Source organism: Gemmatimonas sp. (assembly GCF_044344655.1).
GTDB lineage: Bacteria > Gemmatimonadota > Gemmatimonadetes > Gemmatimonadales > Gemmatimonadaceae > Gemmatimonas.
Window position 1 is genome coordinate 104,903 of sequence record NZ_JBIJCN010000003.1, and the last position, 19,533, is coordinate 124,435.

Genomic DNA, 19,533 nt, shown 5'->3' on the forward strand with positions numbered 1-19,533 from the left:
AAACGCGTGTTCGGGGGAATTAGCGAGGGCGGCTGCGCTGGGGCAATCCAGACCCGCTGGCGCAAGCCCGGTGAAACACAACGGCCCTCGAGGCCATTGGCCTCTCGCACGGTGCTTCGTACAGTGAAAGCAAGTGCCTGCTTGCGTGCAAGCAAACACTTGCTTAATATTCCATCATGATCGACGACCACCGCCACCGGATTCTGCAGGCAGCCGCTCGCGTCTATACCCAACACGGGTGGCGTGGCGCGACCACGCGGCGCATTGCCGAAGAAGCCGGAGTCAACGAAGTGACGCTGTTCCGCCATTTCGGATCAAAGGACGCGCTCCTCGCGCAGATGATGCGGGAGCTCGAGGCCGCCACGGCTGGCATGCAGCTCCCCCCCATTCCCGTGACGCCGGAAGCCGAGCTGCTCGGCTGGATGGTGGCACACCACAGCGAAACCTGCGCCCGTCGTCCCTTCATCCGGCAGTTGATGTCGGACCTCGAGACGCATCCGGATCTCGTGGGCTGCGCAACCGAAGGCCCCAATAGTGCGTCGAATCAGCTACGCGAGTACGTCGGACGGCTCGCGCAGTATGGCTTTATCCAGGCGAACGGCGCTGTGCCGGAGGCTGAAGTGGAGGCCGCGGTCACCATGCTCATGGGCGCACTCTTCGCCGACGGCATGAATCGCGATGTCATGCCAATGATGTTCACGCAGACCGTCGACGTGAGTCTGCAGTCGTATGTCCGGATATTCCTTCGCGGCATTCGCGCAGTGTCCGGCCCATCCGGGCCGACCGCGCGGACGGCCGCGGTTGTTTCGTCTCCAACATCGATCTCCGAATGACGTCTCTTTGTTCTGTGCGGAGGCGGGTCGTCGCACTGTCGCTTACCATCCTGACGCCGGCCATGGCCACAGCGCAGCCGCCCGCACCACGGCCGCTGTCGCTGGCGGACGCACTGAAGCTTGCGCGCAGCACGAGTGAAAACGTGGCCATGGCGCGCGCCGACGAACAGCGTGCCCGCGGACAGGTGGGGCAGCGGCGTTCCGCTGTACTGCCGCAGATTGGCACGACGCTGACCTGGCAGAAGCAGCTGCAAAATCAGTTTGCGGCCATCAGCGAGCGATTCGGTGGCGGCAACAACAACGCGGACGGGAGCGGCGGAAGCAGGGATACGGCGTCGCTTGCCGACAACCCCATCAACCGCATTTTTGCGTCGCCGTACAACCTGGCGGCCGGCATCACGGCGTCCCAGGCGCTCTTCACCGGTGGGCGCATCACGAGCGATCTCAAGGCCGCGAAAATCGCCCGCGAATCGGCCGTGATTGCCATCACCAGTGCCGATGCGCAGGTGCAGCTCGACGTAACGCAGGCGTACTATGATGCCCTGCTCACCGAGCGGCTTGCACTGATCGCCGATTCGGCGTTGGTGCAGGCGGAACGGACGCTGCGTCAGGTACAACTGACGCGGAATGTGGGTGCTGCGTCGGAGTTTGAATTGGTGAGGGCGCGCGTCACGCGCGACAACCAGCGTCCGCAGCTGCTGCAGGCGCGCACGAACCGCGAGAGTGCCTTACTGCGCCTCCGGCAGCTGCTGGACCTGCCGGCCAGCCAATCGATCGTCCTGGTCGACAGCATTGCCGAGGGGCCGGTCGCTGTTGAGCCGCTCGGCACGGCCCCAATTACTACGGTCAATGTGGATGCGGGGCAGGTGCTCGCTGCCGATCCGCGCGTCGCTGGCGAGGTGGCCCGTGTGATTGCCGCAAGCGATACGGCGGCGCGGGCACGCGCGGCCGTGCGGCAAGCTCAGAAGTCGGTCGAGGTCGCCAAGCTGCAGCTCCGCTCCACCAAGGGCCAGCGCTTACCGCAGCTTTCGGCAACGACTGTGTACCAGCGCCTTGCCTATCCGTCCAACGCGCTGCCAACGAGTCTCAACGAATTCTTCCCGAATTGGACGGTGGGAATCGGTCTGTCCTACCCGGTATTCACTGGGGGGCGCGTGCGCAACGAGATCGTAGCCGCCGAGGCCGGCGTGGCCGAGGCGAGGCAGCGGCTCAAGCTCGCCGAAGAGGGGGCCACCCTCGATGCCAAGGTCGCCGCCCTGCAGCTCACCGAGGCGGAAGCCAATTGGACGGCGAGCATCGGCACGGCCGAGCAGGCACAGCGTGCGTACACCATTGCGGAAGTCCGTTTCCGTGAGGGGATCTCCACCCAACTCGAATTATCCGAAACGCGCGTGCAGCTCCAACAGGCCCTTGCCAATCGGGCGCGCGCGGCGCGCGACCTGCAAGTCGCACGCAAGCGTATTGAACTCCTTCCGTATCTCCCGCTGTCCTCTGGCGGCGCGTCGGCAGCCGCTTCCACGAACATGGGTACCTCGCGATGATTTCCCTTCTGCGCCGCTCGGCGCCTGTTGCGTTCCTGGTGATGACGGTCGTCTCGCTCACCGCCTGCGGCAAGAAAACCGAGGCCCCCGACGCCACGGCCACCGGTGCCACACAGACCATCGGCCCTGACAACATCGCGGTGGCCACCGCGGACACGCTGAGCAGTGGTCCGGCAATTTCTGGTACCCTGGCCGCCGATCGCGAAGCCCGTATTCGTGCCGAAGTCGCCGGGGCCGTGCGACAGACCTACGTAGATGCCGGCCAGCGCGTGACGGACGGGATGGTTCTGGCGCGTATCGAGGATGCCGCTGTGCGCGATGCGGCGATGTCGGCACGATCCGCCGTCACACAGGCCACGGTGAGCGCCGAGCAGATCGCGCGCGAGCTGCAGCGCGCGAAGACGCTGGCGGCGGCTGGTGCCATTGCAGAGCGTGACGTGGAGATCGCCGAACGCGCCAACCTGTCGGCCCAGGCGGCACTCGCCGACGCGAAGGCACGTCAGTCCTCCGCCGACAAGAATCTGCGCAACACGCAGATCCGCGCACCCTTCGCCGGCATCGTGGCTGAGAAGACCGTGAGCCCTGGCGACATCGTGGCGCCGGGTACTGCGCTCTTCACGGTCATCGATCCCCGCAGTTTGCGCGTGGAAGCATCGGTACCGGCGGTGGCGCTGAGCGATGTGCGTGTCGGGGCGCCCGTCACGTTCACCGTCAACGGCACGGATCGCGAACTGCGGGGCACCATTACGCGGGTCGCGCCGATGGTGAATGCGCAGACCAAGCAGGTCGACATCCAGGCGTCGGTCCCCAACGACGCGGGTATGCTCGTCGCCGGCCTGTTCGTGGAGGGGCGCGTGGCCGCGCAGAAGCGTGTGGGGGTCCTCGTGCCGGAGCAGGCGGTGGATCAGACCGGCATCGTGCCGAACGTCATGCGTCTCAAGGGTGGCAAGGTGGAAAAGGTTGAGATCCAGATCGGGCTGCGCGATGAGGTGACCGAGCGCGTGGAGGTAACCATCGGCCTTGCGAGTGGCGATACCGTGCTGCTCGGCGCTGCGCGCGGCATCTCGGCGGGCGTGGCGATCACCGTCTCGGCACCCGCCGATGCTGCCGCCCGCGCGGCGTCGCCCTCGGCAGCCGTGGCACCCGCAGTCCCCGCGAAGCCCGCGAAGAACTGACCCGCGTGTCCTGACCGACACTTACCCAGGCACACATGCTCATTTCCGATTTCGCCATCAAGCGACCGTTGATCACCGTCGTGGCCATGCTGGCCTTGGTGGGGTTCGGCCTCGTCGCGCTGTTCCAGCTGCAAACGGACGAATTCCCCGAGGTCCAACCGCCGGTCGTACTGACCACGGTGGTGTATCCGGGGGCGTCACCCGAGCAGGTCGAGCGCGAAGTGCTCGAGCCGATCGAGGAAGCGATCCAGTCCATCTCCGGCGTGAAGACCATCAGCGGAGAGGCGCGTGACGGGTTCGCTCAGATCATCACGCAGTTCAACTTTTCGAAGGACCTCCAGGAAGCCACGCAGGACATCCGCGACGCGATCAGCACCAAGCGTCAGGATCTGCCGCAGGAAATCGAGGAGCCAATTCTTCGAAAGTTTAATCCGACCGACGCACCGATCGTGACGCTCGGTCTGTATTCCAGCTCCCTCACGCCGGCGCAGCTCACGCTGCTCGCGGATCCCGGCATCACCCGGGAGTTGCGCGCGATCCCGGGCGTGGCCGATGTGTCGGTGACCGGATCGGTGAAGCGCGAGCTCACCGTCAACCTGGACCCGCAGCGGCTGATCGCCGCCGGGGTGTCGGTGCCGCAGGTAGTGGCCGCGCTGCAGCAGGGCAATCTTGCAGTGCCAGTCGGTCGGGTGAACGGGGCGCTCGACGAGCGCACCATCCGTCTGCGCGGTCGTCTCGACGGTCCGCAGGACTTCATGCGCCTCGTCGTGTCAGAGCGGAGCGGCCGCATCGTACGCCTCGGGGACGTGGCCACCGCGGACGACGGCATCGAGGAGCAGCGCACGCTGGCGCTCTTCAATGGTCGCGATGCGGTGGGCATCGAAATCAAGAAGACCAAGGGCTACAGCACCACGGCCGTCGCCGAGGCGATCGTCAAGAAGGTCGACGCCTTGCGTCCCACGCTTCCGAAGGGGGCGCAGCTCGACGTGGTGAAGAACAAGGGGACGCGCGTGACCAATTCGGTCAACAACGTGCAGAGCGCCCTCATCGAAGGCGCACTCCTCACTGTCCTTGTGGTGTTCCTCTTCCTGAACTCGTGGCGCTCGACGGTCATCACCGGATTGGCGTTGCCGGTCTCCGTACTGGCCAGCTTCGTGGCCGTGTGGGCGTTCGGCTTCACGCTCAATACGATGTCGCTGCTTGGGTTGTCGTTGGCGATCGGGATTCTCATCGATGACGCCATCGTGGTGCGCGAGAACATCGTGCGCCACGTGGAAATGGGGAAGGATCATTACACTGCCGCCCGCGAGGGTACGGACGAAATTGGTCTGGCGGTTGCGGCCACGACCTTCTCGATCATCGCGGTCTTCGTGCCGATCGCCTTCCTGCAGGGCGAGTCGGGGCAGTGGTTCAAGCCGTTCGCGCTCACGATCGCCTGCTCGGTGCTCGTGTCGCTGTTCGTGTCGTTCTCGCTGGATCCGATGCTGTCGGCCTACTGGCCCGATCCCCATCTCGAGGAGCACCAGAAGAGCTGGATCACGAAGCAGCTCGACAAGTTCAACGCCTGGTTCAACGGGCTCGCCAACGGGTACCGCCGGCTCATCGGATGGGCGCTGGATCACCCCAAGAGCATGGTCACGCTCGCCGTCAGCACCTTCGTGTTCGCCCTCGCAATGCCGGCCATGGGCTTCGTGGGTGGCGGATTCTTTCCGCTCGAGGATAACGCGGAGCTCAACATGACGGTGGAAACGCCGCCGGGTGCGAACATCGCCTATCTCCGCCAGAAGGTGACCGAGGCGCTCGCGCTCACCGATTCCACCCGGCACCCTGAAGTGATGTACAGCTTCGTGACGGCGGGAGGTGTGAGCGGCGCGGTCGACGCTGCCAGCGTCTACCTCAAGCTGCATCCCAAGGGGGACCGCCTCGCCAAGGGGCAGCGGTCGGCGGAGGAGTTGGGTGAGGTGGTCCGTCGCGAGGTGGCCGGGATTGGTGGCGCCACGGTGTCGGTGTTCACCAATGACTTCGCCGGTCAGGAGAAGCAGATCTCACTTGAGCTGCGCGGTCAGAACAAGGACGCGCTGCAGAAAGTCGCCGATCAGTATCTGGCCGTCATGAAGAGTACGCCCGGTGCCGTGGACGTGGGGCTCAGCACGAAGGGGCAGAAGCCTGAGTTGACGGTGCAGGTAGATCGCGGGCTGGCGGGGGCACTGGGGCTGAGCGTCGGCCAGGTCGCCAATGCCATTCGTCCGGCGTTCGCCGGGCTCGATGCTGGTGATTGGGTCGATCCCTCCAACGAGACCCGTAAGGTGATCGTACGGTTGTCTCCAGAAGCCCGCGCCCGCGGGACTGACCTGGCACAGCTGCCGATTGCAGTGGGGCAGGGGGCTACGGGTACACTCGTCCCGCTGCAGCAGGTGGCGCGCATCAAGAGTGAGCTCGGCCCTGCCGTCGTCAACCACCTGAATCGTGACAACGTGATCAAGGTGGAAGCCAACATCGCTGGTCGTTCGCTCAGTGAGGTGCAGGCCGACATTGCCAAGGGGACCGCGTTGATTCCGCTGCCGCCGGGCGTGTCGCTCAGCAGTGGTGGACAGGTGGCGCAGCAGCAGGAGGTGTTCAGCAGCATTTTCATCGCGCTCGGCGTAGCGGTGGCGCTGATGTACCTCATCCTGGTCGTGCAGTTCGGTTCATTCCTTGATCCGATCTCCATTCTCATTTCGCTGCCGCTGTCGCTCATCGGCGTTATGGGTGCGCTGGCCATTACCGGCAACACGATCAACCTCATGAGCCTGATCGGCGTGATCCTGCTTTGCGGGATCGTGGCAAAGAACGCGATCCTCCTGATCGACTTTGCGAAGTGGGCCCGCGAGAAGAACGGCATGCCGCTGCGTGAGGCGCTGATCGAGGCGGGAGCGATCCGCCTACGGCCCATCCTCATGACCACCTTCGCGCTCATCGCCGGCATGGTGCCGGTCGCGCTCGGGCGGGGCGAAGGCGCCCAGTTCCGTGCCCCGCTGGGAGTCGCGGTCATCGGCGGCGTGGTGACCAGTACCATCCTCACGCTGCTGGTGATCCCCACCTTTTACGAGATCTTCGACCGGTGGCGCACGCGACTCGCCGGCATGGTGGGGCTCACCCCGCCCCAGACCGGGGAGTTCCGCACCTATCAGTTGCCGGTCCCCGAGGCCGGCAATTGAACCGAGGTACCAGTCGTGAAAAAGGAAACGTGGCGGGGGCGGTAACGCGCGGCTCGCGGTTAGATTAGCCGGACATGCGCCTGCTGGTCTCCTTGCTCGTTGCCGATGCGACGTGGCTATCTGCTCTGACCGACGCGCCGTGGACGTACCTCGTCCTCGGCGCGTCGGCTATCATCACCGAAGAGCTTGCGCCCATCTTCGGTGGGATTGCTGTACACGAGAAGGAATTGCGGCTCGCGCCCCTGCTGGTCAGCATCACCGTCGGCGGATGGCTCGCCACCACGCTGCTCTATGCGGTGGGGCGCCTCAAGTGGGACACGATCCGTCGTCGTTTCCCGCGCACGCGCGCCACCGGCACGGTGGCGCTGCGCGTGGTACGGCGAAATCCGTGGACGGCGTCCTTCCTGGTGCGCTTCGCCTTCGGGCTGCGCCTCGTGCTTCCCATGGCCTGTGGAGCGGCCCGCGTCCCCCTGCTGGTGTATCTCCCGGTGTCGCTGATTGGCTCCGCGCTCTGGACGGCGCTCTTTTCGGCGGTCGGTTATGCGGCCGGCGAGGCTGCCGTGCAGGCGATCGGACATCTCGGCAAGGCCGGCGAAGTCGTCGGCGCCATCAGCGTCACGGTGGCGCTCCTCGCGTTCGTCCGCTGGCAGCGCCGTCGGCAGGAACGGAAGGCAAGCCGGCAGGCCACGCAGCGCCACGCCGAGGACGGCCCCCCCGCGGGCTGACATCCTCGCCCGTATCCTGTGGGGCAGGATGCCCGCTCGTGCCGCGCGGCGGCCTACTCGGCTCGCTGCACTGCAGCCGCCGCCCCACGCAATTCACGCCACGCCACGTCCACGTGCGACCGATCGGTGCGGATGTTGCCGATGGCGAGGCGCAGTGTGTAACGCCCCGCCACCTTGGTGTGCGACAGGTAGGCGTGTCCGCGGGCATTTACCCGTTCCATGATCGCGGCATTCACCCGGGCAATGGTGTCTTCGTCGGCACCGGGGGGCACCAGACGGAAGCACACCAGTGACAGCGTGACCGGTGCGGTGAGCTCCCAGCCCCCTTCGAAGTGCACCATGCCCGCGAACTCGCGGGCGAGTTCGCAGTGCCGACGAATGCGTTCGGCCAATCCCTCGCGGCCAAAGGCGCGTAGTACCATCCAGAGCTTGAGCGCACGAAAGCGCCGGCCGAGCTGGATGCCGTAGTCCATCAGGTTGATGGTCTCGTCGGGCGTCGATGTGACCAAATACTCGGGCAGCAGGGCGAACGCCTGCTTCACGGTGTGGGGATCGCGCGTGTAGAACACGGAGCAGTCCATGGGGGTGAAGAGCCACTTGTGTGGGTTCACCACCAGCGAGTCGGCACCATCCACGCCGTCGAGCAGGTAGCGGAGTTCCGGCACGATCGCCGCCACGCCCCCGTAGGCCGCGTCCACGTGCACCCAGCACCCGTATTCGCGCGCGATGCGCACGGCCTCCACCACGGGATCGACACTGGTGGTGCTCGTGGTGCCGATACACGGTACCACGGCGATCGGTTTGAATCCCGCTGCGACATCGTCGGCAATCGCCGCCGCGAGGGCATCGGCGCGCATACGGAACTGGTCATCGGCGGGAATCTTGACCAGGTTTTCGTGCCCGATCCCGAGAGCGATGACCGCCTTGTCGATCGACGAGTGGGCATGCTCACTGCAGTACACGCGAAGGCGCGGCAATTCCGGCCGCGCCGTCATGCCCTTCGTGCGCACATCATATCCTGCCCGCTCACGCGCCGCAGCGAGCGCGTAGAACGTACTCACGCTGGCGGTATCGGTGATCTGCCCGAACCATCCGTCGCCCAGTCCCATGAGCTGCCGGAGCCAGTCGAGCGTGACCTGCTCGAGCTCCGTCACGGCGGGGCTCGTGATCCAGAGCATGCCGTTGGCGTTGAGGCCAGCGGTCAGCAGTTCGCCGAGGATGCCGGGATACGACGCCGAGTTGGCGAAGTAGGCGAAGAACGCCGGATGATTCCAGTGGGTGATGCCGGGCAGGATCGTTGCATGGAAGTCCTGCAGCATCGCGTCGAGCGGCTCCCCCTGCGCCGGGGGATGTGCCGGCAGCATTGCGCGGATATCGCCGGGCTGTACCCGGCTGCGCACCGGATAGTGCGCGCTCTGCTCAAGATACTCGGCAATCCAGTCGACGGCGGCATGCGCGGCGGTGCGGAACGCCTCGGGCGGGAGGTCGCCCGCGGAAGAGTCGGCGATGGGCATACCATCAATCTATCAGGCGGCAGCGCCGGCCTGCCGCTGCCGCCTGCCGCTGGCGGACTAGGGCACGCGCGGCACGCCCCCTGATACGAGGAACTCCACGGCGAGCGTGCTCATCGCGCGAACGCCCACGGGGAGCGCCTTGTCATCGCCTTGGAACAGCGGCGAATGATTGCTGGCCACGTTGAACAGGTCCACGTTGGCCGGCGTGACCGACAGGTTGAAGAAGAAACCCGGGGCTTTGTCGGCGAAGCGGGAGAAATCCTCACCGGCCATCGTCCCGGCCTTGTTCTCGAACACCCCCGCCGGCGTACCCACCTTCTTCAGCGTGGGCGCGAACTTCGTGACCATGCCGGTATTGTTGATCGTGCTGCCGTAGCCGAGTACCACGTCCACCTCGGCCTTCGCCCCGTGCGCCTCTGCGATGTTCTGGGCCAGGGTCTTCATCCGCTCGGCCACGATCTGTCGCGATTTGGGATCGAAGGTGCGGATTGTCCCGATCATCCAGACGGAATCGGGGATGATGTTCTCGCGCAGGCCGCCGTGAATGGCGCCCACCGTCACGACCGCCGGGCCTGCCGTGAGGTCGAGGGAGCGAGAGACGATGGTCTGCAGGGCTGACACGATTTCGGCGCTGACCACGATCGGATCGACTGCGGCCGACGGGAATGCTCCGTGCCCCTGCTTGCCGCGGATGATCATCTTCCATGTATCCGCCGACGCACTGATCGACCCGCCGCGGTAGCTCATCGCGCCGGACGGACCGGGGCCCACATGCAACCCGAAGACGCCGTCCACGCCGTTCATCACGCCGGCCTCGATCATGGGCTGCGCCCCGCCGCGCGGTGGCACTTCCTCGGCCGGTTGGAAGAGGAACTTGACCGTGCCCGGCAGCTTCGCGCGCAGCCCCGCGAGCACTTCGGCCGTGCCCATGAGCATCGCGGTATGCATGTCATGCCCGCAGGCATGCATCACGCCCGTTTCCACGCCGTTGTACACGGTGCGCACCGTGCTCTTGAACGGCACGTCCACAAGCTCTGTGACGGGCAAGGCATCCATATCGGCGCGGAGGGCCACCGTGGGTCCAGGCTTGCCCCCCTTGAGGATGCCGACCACGCCGGGGATCCCGCCCACGTTTTCCTGTACTTCAATGCCGAGCGACTTGAGGTGCGCCGCCACGAGCGCCGCGGTGCGCTTCTCCTGATAGCCGAGTTCAGGGTGCTGATGAATGTCATGGCGCCACGCCGTCACCTTGTCGGTGATGGCGGCCGTGCGCTTCTCGATCTCCGACGCGAGGGCCGCGTCGGAGATGGCCGGCTGCGCGGCGCTGAGCGAGGGAACGACGGCCGCCGCGAGGGCGGCCGTCAGGAGTCTGGTGCGGAGGCTCACTGATTGTCGCCCTTCGGCTTGGCTTCGATCGGACGCACCGTGGGATACTCGATGCCGAGCTGCTCGAGATAGGTCTTGTACTTGCTGGGATCGTAGTAGAACTTCTGCAGCTGGGGCTTGTACTTCGCCATGATGTCGGCATTGAGCCAGATCGGCGGCTGATCGGACGGACGAATGAACGGCTGATACTTCACGTCTTTCGTCTGCACATTCTTGAAGTAGTCCCATGCATCCGTCACGACCTTGGGCGTGAGCAGGATATCGAGCAGCGTGAGCGCTTGGACCTTCGCACCGGCGAGCGCACCCTTGTGGGCAATCGGCGTGGCCATCGAGATGGCGTTGGCCCAGTTGTGCCCGGGCAGCGACGGAATGTTCGACGGGAAGCGCAGTGTGACGGTGGGCACGTTCCACGCAATGTCGCCGATGTCGTCGGAGCCACCACCCATCCAGTTCTGCGGCGTTTCGGACCCGCGCAGCTGCTTGTTCACTTCACTCGACAGACCGAAGTCGGGCTGACCCAGCTCGCGCTGAATTCCCTTGGCGAGCGTCTGGTCCTTGTCATCCCACGTGGGCATGCCGACGGTCTGGATGTTCTGGTGCATGGCTTCGGCGATTGGCTTGCTGAAGTGCGCCGACCATCCCGATCCGAGAATCATCACCGTATCGAGCTTGGTGTCGGTCATCATCGCGGCGCCTTGCGCGATCTTCTTGCCCGTCTCGAAGAGTTCCATCGTGCGCGGGTAGTCCTGCTCACGGAAGTAGAACCAGACGCTCGCGGTGCTCGGCACCACGTTGGGCTGGTCGCCACCGTCCTTGATCACGTAGTGCGACCGCTGCTGCAGGCGCAGATGTTCGCGACGATACTCCCACCCCTGTGCCATGAGCATCACGGCGTCGAGCGCCGACTGGCCGCGCCACGGGGCACCGGCTGCGTGCGCGCTCGAACCCTTGAACCGGAACTCGGCCGAGATCAGGGCGCTCGAGCCGCTGGCCCCCCACTGCACGCCGAGGTCGTTGCTGACGTGCGTGAAGAGCGTGACGTCGGTGTTCTTGAAGATGCCGGCGCGCACGAGGAACGCCTTGCCGGCCATCTGCTCTTCAGCGATACCCGGCCAGAGCAGCAGCGTGCCGTTGATCTTGTCGCGCTGCATGAGCTGCTTCACCACAATCGCCGCGACCACGTTGAGCGCCTGTCCGGCATTGTGCCCTTCGCCGTGACCGGGCCCCTGCGTGACCATGGGGTCCTTGTAGCCCACGCCCGGCTTGTTACTGGCCTGCGGAATCCCGTCCACATCAGAGCCCAGCGAGATCTCCGGCTTGCCGGTGCCGTAGCTCCACTTGGCGGTCCACGCCGTTGGGATGCCGGCCACGCCCTTCTCGATCTTGAACCCTTCCTTTTCGAGCAACGTGGTCAGGTACTTCTGCGACTCCCACTCCTGGAAGCCCAGTTCCTGGAAGGAGAAGAGCATATCCACGATTTCCTGCACCTGCTTGGAGCGGGCCTGCACCATCTGCAGCGCCTCGTCCTTGAGCTTGGCGAGGCGCGGGTCTGCTGCGGCCGCCGGCTGGGAAGCGGTCGTGCCCCCCTGTGCCCACACGGAGGCCGGCAGGGTGGCCGCGGCGGCGACGACGGCCGCGGCGGATACACGAAGGGTCGATCGGGACAGCTGCGGGAGGAAGCGCACGTCAGGTCTCCTAAAACGAATGGCATCGGGCCGGATTCCAACTGTCCGAAGTTACGTTTCGACGGCGGAAACCGCTCGGGTCGGCCGAACGTAGGGGGACCCGCTGGGTTCCATCGCCACGCCGTGTGCTTCCGGTTCTAGATTCAAACTTCATGCGCCGCCTGCTGACCTTCGGCTCCCTCCTTCTTGCGGTCCTCGCCCCTGCCGTGTCGTCGGGTCAGGGGCGCGACGCACGCCCCTCGGGCAGTCCGGCCGTCCGCGACACCGTCAGGAAGTCGCCCCGGGACACGATGTCCGCCGAGGAGCGCCGCGCGGTGCGTGAGGCGGTCCGCGACGCGCGTCTGGTGAATCGGCGTCGCCTTGCGGGCGATAGTACGACCCGGGCTCGTCTGGTCGCCGAAGCCGCAAGCAGCGCGTTCGGCAGCCCGGAGGCTCGTGCGGTCTTCGATCGGGCACGACAGGCCCGCGAACAGCAGGACAGCGCCCTGCGCGCCTATCGGGCCACGACGACGCAGCGCATGTCGGTCCACATGGGCGCGCGCCGCCTCGGGCTCGAAAAGCTGTTGTTCCGCGGTGAGAACGTGGCCGATATCGCCTGGCGCCGCGACGTAGGCGTGCGCGTGCGTCCCGTCGGTTCACGCATGACGGTGCCGCTGGCAACCGATGTGCAGGGTGATTTTGTCTCTGCGGTGTCGATCCCGTACTTCCCGGGCCGGGAGCAGCTCTGGTTCCCGTCGTCCGACTTCGGGGTGGTGAAAACGGAGGTAGACGACCGTGAGATCATTCATCCGCTCGCACGCGGTGCCGAACGCTGGTATCGCTACGAGATCGGCGATTCGGCGGCCATCACACTGCCAGACGGCCGTGTGATCACGTTGCGCGAACTCCGCATCACGGCACGCAAACCGGACTGGCGCACCTTCGTGGGGTCCTTCTGGTTCGATCGCGACGGGGGGCAGCTGGTGCGTGCCGCGTACCGGCTGTCTACGGACATCGATATCTGGGGACTGGCAAGCGAGGAAACGAAGAAGGACGTCCTCGAGAATGCGACCCTCGGCCCCGTACGTGATTCCGTTCTGCGTGCCCGTTTGCCGCGCGACTTATATGTGCGGGACAGTGTGGCGCGGGTGCGGAGCCAACAGGCGAGGCGTCCGGGGGCGTCGCCTGCCGATGATGAGCCGCCTGCCTGGGTGATGGCCACCATGCGACCCATGCGCGCCAAGCTGGACGCCATCACGGTGGAGTATGCGCTCTACAAGGGGAAGTTCTGGCTGCCACGCGCCCACCGTGCCACCGCCAGCGCCGATGTGATGTTCATGCGCATCCCCTTCCGCCTCGACGAGAAGTTCACCTACGAGGATGTCGACGGCGATTTCACGCTGGCTGCACTGCCACCGTCCCGTACCCCGGCGGCGCGGCGCGACGGCGCCGCGGCGGATTCGTCCGTCGTCGATTCGTCTGTTGCGGAGGTGCAGATTGCGGTCGCCGTGGGGGGGAGTGTGAAGAACGGCGCTGCCGACGCCGATTCCGTGCAGGTGCGGCGCTACGGCCGCGGCAAGGTTACGCAGTGCAAAACGGACAGTACGTGGACACGTACGGAAGATCGCTACGACCGTACGCTGCGCATTGCCTACGACCTGCCCTGCGACATGACTGCGCTGGCGCGATCCACTGTGCTCCCCCCGGCAACGGCCTCCGATGAAGAGTTGTTCGACCTCCGGTCCGCCGAGCAGTTGGTGGACGCCCTGACGATGTCACTGCAGGTCCCCTTCGCGCCGCAGCGGCCCACCATCCGGACCGGGTCCGACCTCTTTCGCTACAATCGCGTGGAAGGGCTCTCCGCCGGCGTAGAGGTGAAGCAGGTGCTGGGCGCCGGGTATACGTTGCGCGGCGTGGGACGCATCGGTCATGCAGATCTGCACGCCAATGGCGAGCTGTCACTCGTCCGCAGCAGCGGCGCACGTACCGTGACCGGCAGCCTCTACCACCGCCTCAATGCGGTGAATCCGGAGTGGGCCGGCGCCCTCACGCTCGGCCCTTCGCTCCCCGCGCTGGTGTACGGACGCGACGAAGGCTTCTATTTCCGCGCCTACGGGTTCGAGCTTGGTGAACGGCGTGAGCAACGTCGTGGCGCGCTCGAATACCGCCTGTTCGTGGAGCGCCAGTGGACCGCCGGCGACAGCAACGTGGTCAATACCTTCTCGCTGGCGCGCCTGGTCAGCGGACGCCGCTTTCGCGAGAATCTGCTCGCCGAGCCTGGCTCTTTCGCCGGCGTGAATGCCGCATGGTCGCGGATGCTCGTGGAGCGTCCGGGCGGACTTCGCCTCACCGGCATTGCGCGCGGCGAAGCCGCGACAGGCACCTTCGAGTACGCGCGCGGGTCGATCGAAAGTACGATCTCTCGTCCCGTTGGTCCCCTCGCCGCCGCAGTGACCGGATCAATCGGCACGTCGCTCGGTCGAGTGCCGTTCCAGCGCAGCTACGTCATGGGTGGCTTGCGTACAGTGCGCGGGCAGTTGCCCGGTACGCAGCAGGGCGATGCCTTCTGGTTCTCGCGAGCCGAAGTGGGCACGCGAGGTGGCGCGGTACGCCCCGTCGTGTTCTTCGATGTGGGGTGGGCCGGCAGTCGCAGGAGTATCGGCCGGATTCAACCGCAGCGAGGCACCGGCATGGGGCTGGGCTTCCTCGATGGTCTGTTCCGCGTCGATGTGGCACGCGGGCTCTATCCGTACAAGGGATGGCGCACGGATCTCTACCTCGAGGCGCCCATCTGACGTCGTCGGAGTGGTCGGGCGGCTCGCGCACCGGGAACAGGCTGGCGCACGAGCCGCAGGCGATAACCCTATCGCTGCCACCGAAGCGGCGGACCGCCCTACCGCCGTGGCGTTGCTGCTCAGGGCGCTGAGGCGATCCATCCATGTGGCGCGAATGCGTGCCACATGTTCGGCCGATCCGCGCGGCTTCACCTTGCGCCAACGGCTGTGCTGGTGGTCCCAATCGTCCAGGAGCCAGCGCGCCCGGGCACTGCCGGTGCGAGCGATGTGCAGTCGCAGCAGCTGTCTGAGCAGCGCGGTGTCGTCGGCGTCGATATCGGCCAACAGTACCATTTCGTGATTGAGGCGCCCGGCGAACGTTTCCGACTCGTCGAACACGTACGCCACCCCGTTGGACATGCCGGCGCCGAAATTGCGCCCGGCGCGACCGAGGACGGTCACGATGCCGCCGGTCATGTACTCACACGCGTGGTTTCCCACGCCCTCCACGACCGCGCACGCTCCCGAGTTGCGCACCGCGAAACGATCGCCAGCCTGCCCGGATGCCAGCAGCAGGCCATCCGTGGCGCCGTAGAGCACGGTGTTGCCGAGGATCATGTTGAGATGGCTCGCCCCGCGGTAACGGGCGTTGCGAAACGGCCGCACCGTGATCTCCGCGCCGTTCAGCCCCTTGCCTACGTAGTCGTTCGCTTCCCCTTCGAGCGTGAAGCGCATGCCGCGTAGACCGAAGGCGCCGAAGCTCTGTCCGGCGCTCCCGGTGAAGTCGAGCTGCATCGTACCCGCGGGCAAGCCGTCATCGCCGAATCGCTCGGCTAGTGCACCCGCCACACGCGCCCCCGTCGTGAGGTGGTGATTGCGGATCTCGTACGCGCCCGTGAATGGGCTCCCGTGTGCCACCGTGGCGGCGGCCTCTGCGAGAATACGACTGTCGAGCTCCTGCACGCCAGGGCGCGCATTGCGCGTTACCGTGCGCAGGCGCGCCTCGTCGGTGCGGCGCGGCGCCCCCAGCACGATCGACAGATCAAGCATGGTGGAGCGGGGCACCTCGGGGCGTTCGGCGCGTTGCAGCCGTTCCACTTGCCCGATGATCTCGGCAAGCGAACGGGCCCCCATGACGGCAAGCTCGGTCCGCACGTCTTCCGCGATGCGGGAGAAGTAGGCGATCACCTGCTCGGGCGTGCCACGGAACTTGGCGCGCAGATCCTCGCGCTGGGTAGCGATGCCGGTGGGGCAGGTATTGAGGTGGCATTGGCGCGCCATATCGCACCCCATGGCCACCAGAGGCGCCGTGCCAAAGCCGTACGACTCGGCACCCAGCAGGGCAGCGACAATCACGTCGCGTGCGGTCCGCAATCCGCCGTCCACACGTACCTCCACGCGGTGACGCAGGCCGTTCGCCACGAGGACCTGCTGTGATTCCGCGAGGCCGAGCTCCCACGGAGAGCCGGCATGTTTGATGCTCGAGAGCGGTGACGCACCGGTCCCACCATTGTGGCCGGCGATCAGCACGTAATCGGCGAATGCCTTGGCCACGCCCGCCGCGACGGTGCCCACGCCGCTTTCCGCCACCAGCTTCACCCCTATGCGGGCGCGCGGATTGACGGTCTTGAGGTCGTGCACGAGCTGCGCGAGGTCTTCGATGCTGTAGATGTCGTGGTGCGGCGGCGGGGAGATGAGCCCGACGCCAGGGGTGCTGTGCCGCAGTCGCGCAATGAGTTCCGTGACCTTGTGCCCGGGGAGCTGCCCGCCTTCGCCCGGCTTGGCCCCCTGCACGATCTTGATCTCGAGTTCTTCGGCGCGCGCGAGGTATTCGGTGGTCACACCAAAGCGGGCCGACGCCACCTGCTTGATGCGGCTGTCGCGGCGGTCGGGTCCCGTGTCACGGTAGAACGCGGGGTCTTCGCCCCCCTCGCCGGAGTTGGAGCGTGCCTGCATGCGGTTCATCGCGATCGTGAGCGTCTCGTGCGCTTCGGGCGACAGGGCGCCGAGTGACATCGCGCTCGAGATGAAGCGGGCCCGGATCGCTTCCATGGGCTCCACCTGTTCCACCGGGATAGACACCCCTGCGCGTATCGCGAGCAGGTCGCGCACGGTCGTGGGCGCTCCCCCACTGGCCCGCTCAGCAAAGGTGCGCCACGCGTCGTCGGGGTCGGTGCCGGCGCGCGTGGCCCGGGCGCTCCCCACCGACTGCTGCAGGGCGAGCACCGTCTGCGGGGCCCAGCCATGCTGTTCGCCGTCCTTGCGGAATCGCACGCGCCCGTGGTCGGGAAGCGCCGCGTGTGGGGTGCCGTCGGCGGTGAAGGCGCGCCGGTGCCGCTGCAGCACATCCTCGCTCAGCTCACGGAGCGAGAGCCCACCCATCGGCGAGGCGGTCCCCGAGAAACAGCGATCGATCACGTCGGCGCCGAGCCCCAGCGCATCGAAGGTCTGGGCGCCGCAGTACGACGACAGGGTGGAGATCCCCATCTTGGCGAGCACTTTGAGCAGCCCCTTTTCGACCGCCGATCGGTACCGCGACTGCGCGAGGGCCGGTCCGGGGCGTTGGGGGTCCGCGTCGGCTTTTCCGTGTGCCTCGGAGAAGAGGGTGGCGACCGTTTCCATGGCAAGCCACGGATGCACCGCTTCCGCACCGTATCCAAAGAGTGCGGCCATGTGGTGCTGTTCGATGGCATCACCCACCTCCACCACCAGCCCCACGCGGGCGCGCAGCCCGGTCCGCACCAGGTGCTGACGTACGGCGCCGAGCGCCAGCAGCGCGGGAATGGGCGCGCGATCGGCACTCACCTTGCGATCGCTGATCACCAAGAGCCGTGCGCCCTTGCGCGCGGCCACTTCGGCGCGGCGGCATAGGGAGTCGAGCGCCGCCTCGAGCGCTTCCGAGCGGGAGCGGGCGTTGTAGGTGGCATCGAGCGTGGCGCACGGTAGCTGCGGGAAGGCACGCAGCGCGGCCATCTCGTCTGGAAGCAACACCGGATGCTCAATGCGCAGCATGCGGGCATAGGCCGGCTTTTCCACCAACGGCGAGCCGCGGCGCCCCAGGTGCATGCGCAATGACATCACCATGCTTTCACGGAGCGAGTCCATTGGCGGGTTGGTGACCTGCGCGAACCGCTGCCGGAAGAATGCATAGAGTGGTGGGGTACTCGGGGACAGGACCGCGAGCGGTGCGTCATCCCCCATGCTCCACACCACTTCAGCCGCGGTCGACGCCATGGGCTCGAGCACCATGCGCAGATCCTCGTGCCCGTAGCCGAATGCCATCTGCGTGGCGCGCAGCTGATCGCTGGAGCGCACGAGCGGCTCGGCGCCGTCGCTGGTGGGGAGTGTGGACATGTGCTGCGCGATCCATTTGGCATACGGCCGGCGCGTGGCCACTTCCCGCTTGGCGGCCATGTTGCGCACGATGCGCTTGCCTGCGGTGTCCACGAGGAAGACGCCACCAGGGCCGAGCTTCCCCGTTTCCACGACATCGCGCGGGTCGAAGTCCACGATCCCCACTTCAGACCCGGCGACGACCATGCCGTCGGCGCGGATCTTGTACCGGCACGGACGCAGGCCATTGCGGTCGAGAGAGACCGCGACCGTCACCCCATCGCTGAACGCGAGGGCCGCAGGGCCGTCCCACGGTTCGATCACGCACTGGTGATACTCGTAGAACGCCTTCACGGCCGGTTCGACATCGGGGAACTTCTCCCACGCTTGCGGTACCAGCATCATCGTGGCGTGCACGGGCGAGCGACCGGCGCGTGCGAGCAGTTCGAGGGCGTTATCGAGGCTGCCCGAGTCGCTCCCGCGCGGACGGATCGGCTCGCGCACACGGTCGGCCTTGTCGCCAAACGCGGGTGCGTCGAGCAGCGTACCGCGCATGGCCATGCCGTTGCGATTGCCCCAGACCGTGTTGATCTCGCCATTGTGCGCGAGCATGCGGAACGGCTGCGCCAATTCCCACCGTGGCATGGTATTGGTGGCGTAGCGCTCGTGGAACACGGCGATGGCCGACTCGAAGGCGGGATCGCGAAGGTCCGGGAAGAAATCGCCCAGTTGTCCGCCGGTCAGAAGTCCCTTGTAGACCACGGTACGGCAGGACAGCGAGCAGATGTAGAACGGCTCAAGGCCGCGCGCGGCGGCGCGGTGCTCCATTTCCCGACGGGCCAGATACAGCTGCCGTTCCCAGTTGTCGTCGTCGCTCCCGGCTGGTCGTCCCACCAACACCTGGCGGATCGTGGGCATCGCGCTGCGCGCCGATGGGCCGAGGACCTCCGGGGACACGGGAACCTCGCGCCACCCCAAGACCGGAATCCCGTCACCGAGCAGCACGTCGTTGACGAGCGCCATCGCCTGATCGAGGGCCTGCGGCTCCGTGGGGAGGAAACACATCCCCACCCCGATGGCGGCGTCGGCGGGCAGATGCAGTCCGAGGCGCGAGGCCGCCAGAATGAAGAGGCGGCGAGGGATTTGCGCGAGCAGACCGGCACCGTCGGCAGAGCTGTCGGTCGCGGTTGCGCCACGGTGCGCCAGTCGCGCCGCTGCCTCGAGCGCCAGGCTCACGACTTCGTGGGTGCGCTCGCCGCTCTGACGGGCAATGAATCCCACCCCACAGGCATCGCGCGGGGCGTAGGGAGAACCTGCTTCGTCGTCGAAGAGGGAGCCGCTGGCGAGATGGGCAGTCATGTGGGAGGCGAGGTAGAGGTATCCGGGACAAA

9 protein-coding genes are annotated in these 19,533 nt (G+C 66.4%); 5 read left to right on the plus strand and 4 right to left on the minus strand.

Translation table 11 applies throughout. The features are described from left to right. Nucleotides 1-176: 176 nt before the first annotated feature. The 5 genes from ACIQ51_RS02260 (at nt 177) to ACIQ51_RS02280 (ending at nt 7,471) form a co-directional block, all read left to right on the plus strand. A complete protein-coding gene (locus ACIQ51_RS02260; RefSeq protein WP_396203380.1) occupies nt 177-833 on the plus strand; it encodes a TetR/AcrR family transcriptional regulator in 657 nt (218 codons plus the stop codon). A gap of 62 nt (nt 834-895) precedes the next feature. Beyond that, nucleotides 896-2,374 (plus strand): TolC family protein, encoded by a 1,479-nt coding sequence (locus ACIQ51_RS02265; RefSeq protein WP_396203381.1) that lies wholly within the window; start codon nt 896-898, stop codon nt 2,372-2,374. Further along, complete coding sequence (locus ACIQ51_RS02270; RefSeq protein ID WP_396203382.1) at nt 2,371-3,549, plus strand: efflux RND transporter periplasmic adaptor subunit; 1,179 nt, start codon at nt 2,371-2,373, stop codon at nt 3,547-3,549. Before ACIQ51_RS02265 ends, ACIQ51_RS02270 begins: the two co-directional genes overlap by 4 nt. 35 nt (nt 3,550-3,584) lie before the next feature. Then, on the plus strand, nt 3,585-6,746 hold the full coding sequence (locus ACIQ51_RS02275) for an efflux RND transporter permease subunit (RefSeq protein ID WP_396203383.1): 3,162 nt from the start codon (nt 3,585-3,587) through the stop codon (nt 6,744-6,746). 74 nt (nt 6,747-6,820) lie between these two features. Further along, nucleotides 6,821-7,471: a DedA family protein gene (locus tag ACIQ51_RS02280; protein ID WP_396203384.1), complete on the plus strand. Its 651-nt coding sequence runs from the start codon at nt 6,821-6,823 to the stop codon at nt 7,469-7,471. 53 nt (nt 7,472-7,524) lie between these two features. Here ACIQ51_RS02280 and ACIQ51_RS02285 read toward each other — a convergent pair whose 3' ends face one another. From ACIQ51_RS02285 to gltB, 4 genes are all read right to left on the minus strand, one after another. Continuing rightward, a complete protein-coding gene (locus ACIQ51_RS02285) occupies nt 7,525-8,985 on the minus strand; it encodes a pyridoxal phosphate-dependent decarboxylase family protein (RefSeq protein WP_396203385.1) in 1,461 nt (486 codons plus the stop codon). A 57-nt stretch (nt 8,986-9,042) separates the two neighbouring features. Continuing rightward, nucleotides 9,043-10,371 (minus strand): amidohydrolase, encoded by a 1,329-nt coding sequence (locus ACIQ51_RS02290; RefSeq protein ID WP_396203386.1) that lies wholly within the window; start codon nt 10,369-10,371, stop codon nt 9,043-9,045. Beyond that, nucleotides 10,368-12,056, minus strand: coding sequence for a peptidase dimerization domain-containing protein (locus ACIQ51_RS02295; RefSeq protein WP_396203387.1), 1,689 nt, complete (start codon nt 12,054-12,056; stop codon nt 10,368-10,370). The genes ACIQ51_RS02290 and ACIQ51_RS02295 overlap by 4 nt, the downstream gene beginning before the upstream one ends. A gap of 2,438 nt (nt 12,057-14,494) precedes the next feature. Continuing rightward, nucleotides 14,495-19,501 carry a glutamate synthase large subunit gene (gltB, locus tag ACIQ51_RS02300; protein ID WP_396203388.1) on the minus strand — a complete coding sequence of 1,669 codons (5,007 nt, stop codon included), beginning with the start codon at nt 19,499-19,501 and terminating at the stop codon, nt 14,495-14,497. Nucleotides 19,502-19,533 lie beyond the last annotated feature (32 nt).

Excerpts from the sequence above, each read along its gene's own strand:
- ACIQ51_RS02260 (WP_396203380.1), top strand. The coding sequence starts at position 177 with ATGATCGACGACCACCGCCACCGGATTCTGCAGGCAGCCGCTCGCGTC.
- ACIQ51_RS02275 (WP_396203383.1), top strand. The coding sequence starts at position 3,585 with ATGCTCATTTCCGATTTCGCCATCAAGCGACCGTTGATCACCGTCGTG.
- gltB (WP_396203388.1), bottom strand. The coding sequence starts at position 19,501 with ATGACTGCCCATCTCGCCAGCGGCTCCCTCTTCGACGACGAAGCAGGT.
- ACIQ51_RS02270 (WP_396203382.1), top strand. The coding sequence starts at position 2,371 with ATGATTTCCCTTCTGCGCCGCTCGGCGCCTGTTGCGTTCCTGGTGATG.
- ACIQ51_RS02285 (WP_396203385.1), bottom strand. The coding sequence starts at position 8,985 with ATGCCCATCGCCGACTCTTCCGCGGGCGACCTCCCGCCCGAGGCGTTC.
- ACIQ51_RS02280 (WP_396203384.1), top strand. The coding sequence starts at position 6,821 with ATGCGCCTGCTGGTCTCCTTGCTCGTTGCCGATGCGACGTGGCTATCT.
- ACIQ51_RS02265 (WP_396203381.1), top strand. The coding sequence starts at position 896 with ATGGCCACAGCGCAGCCGCCCGCACCACGGCCGCTGTCGCTGGCGGAC.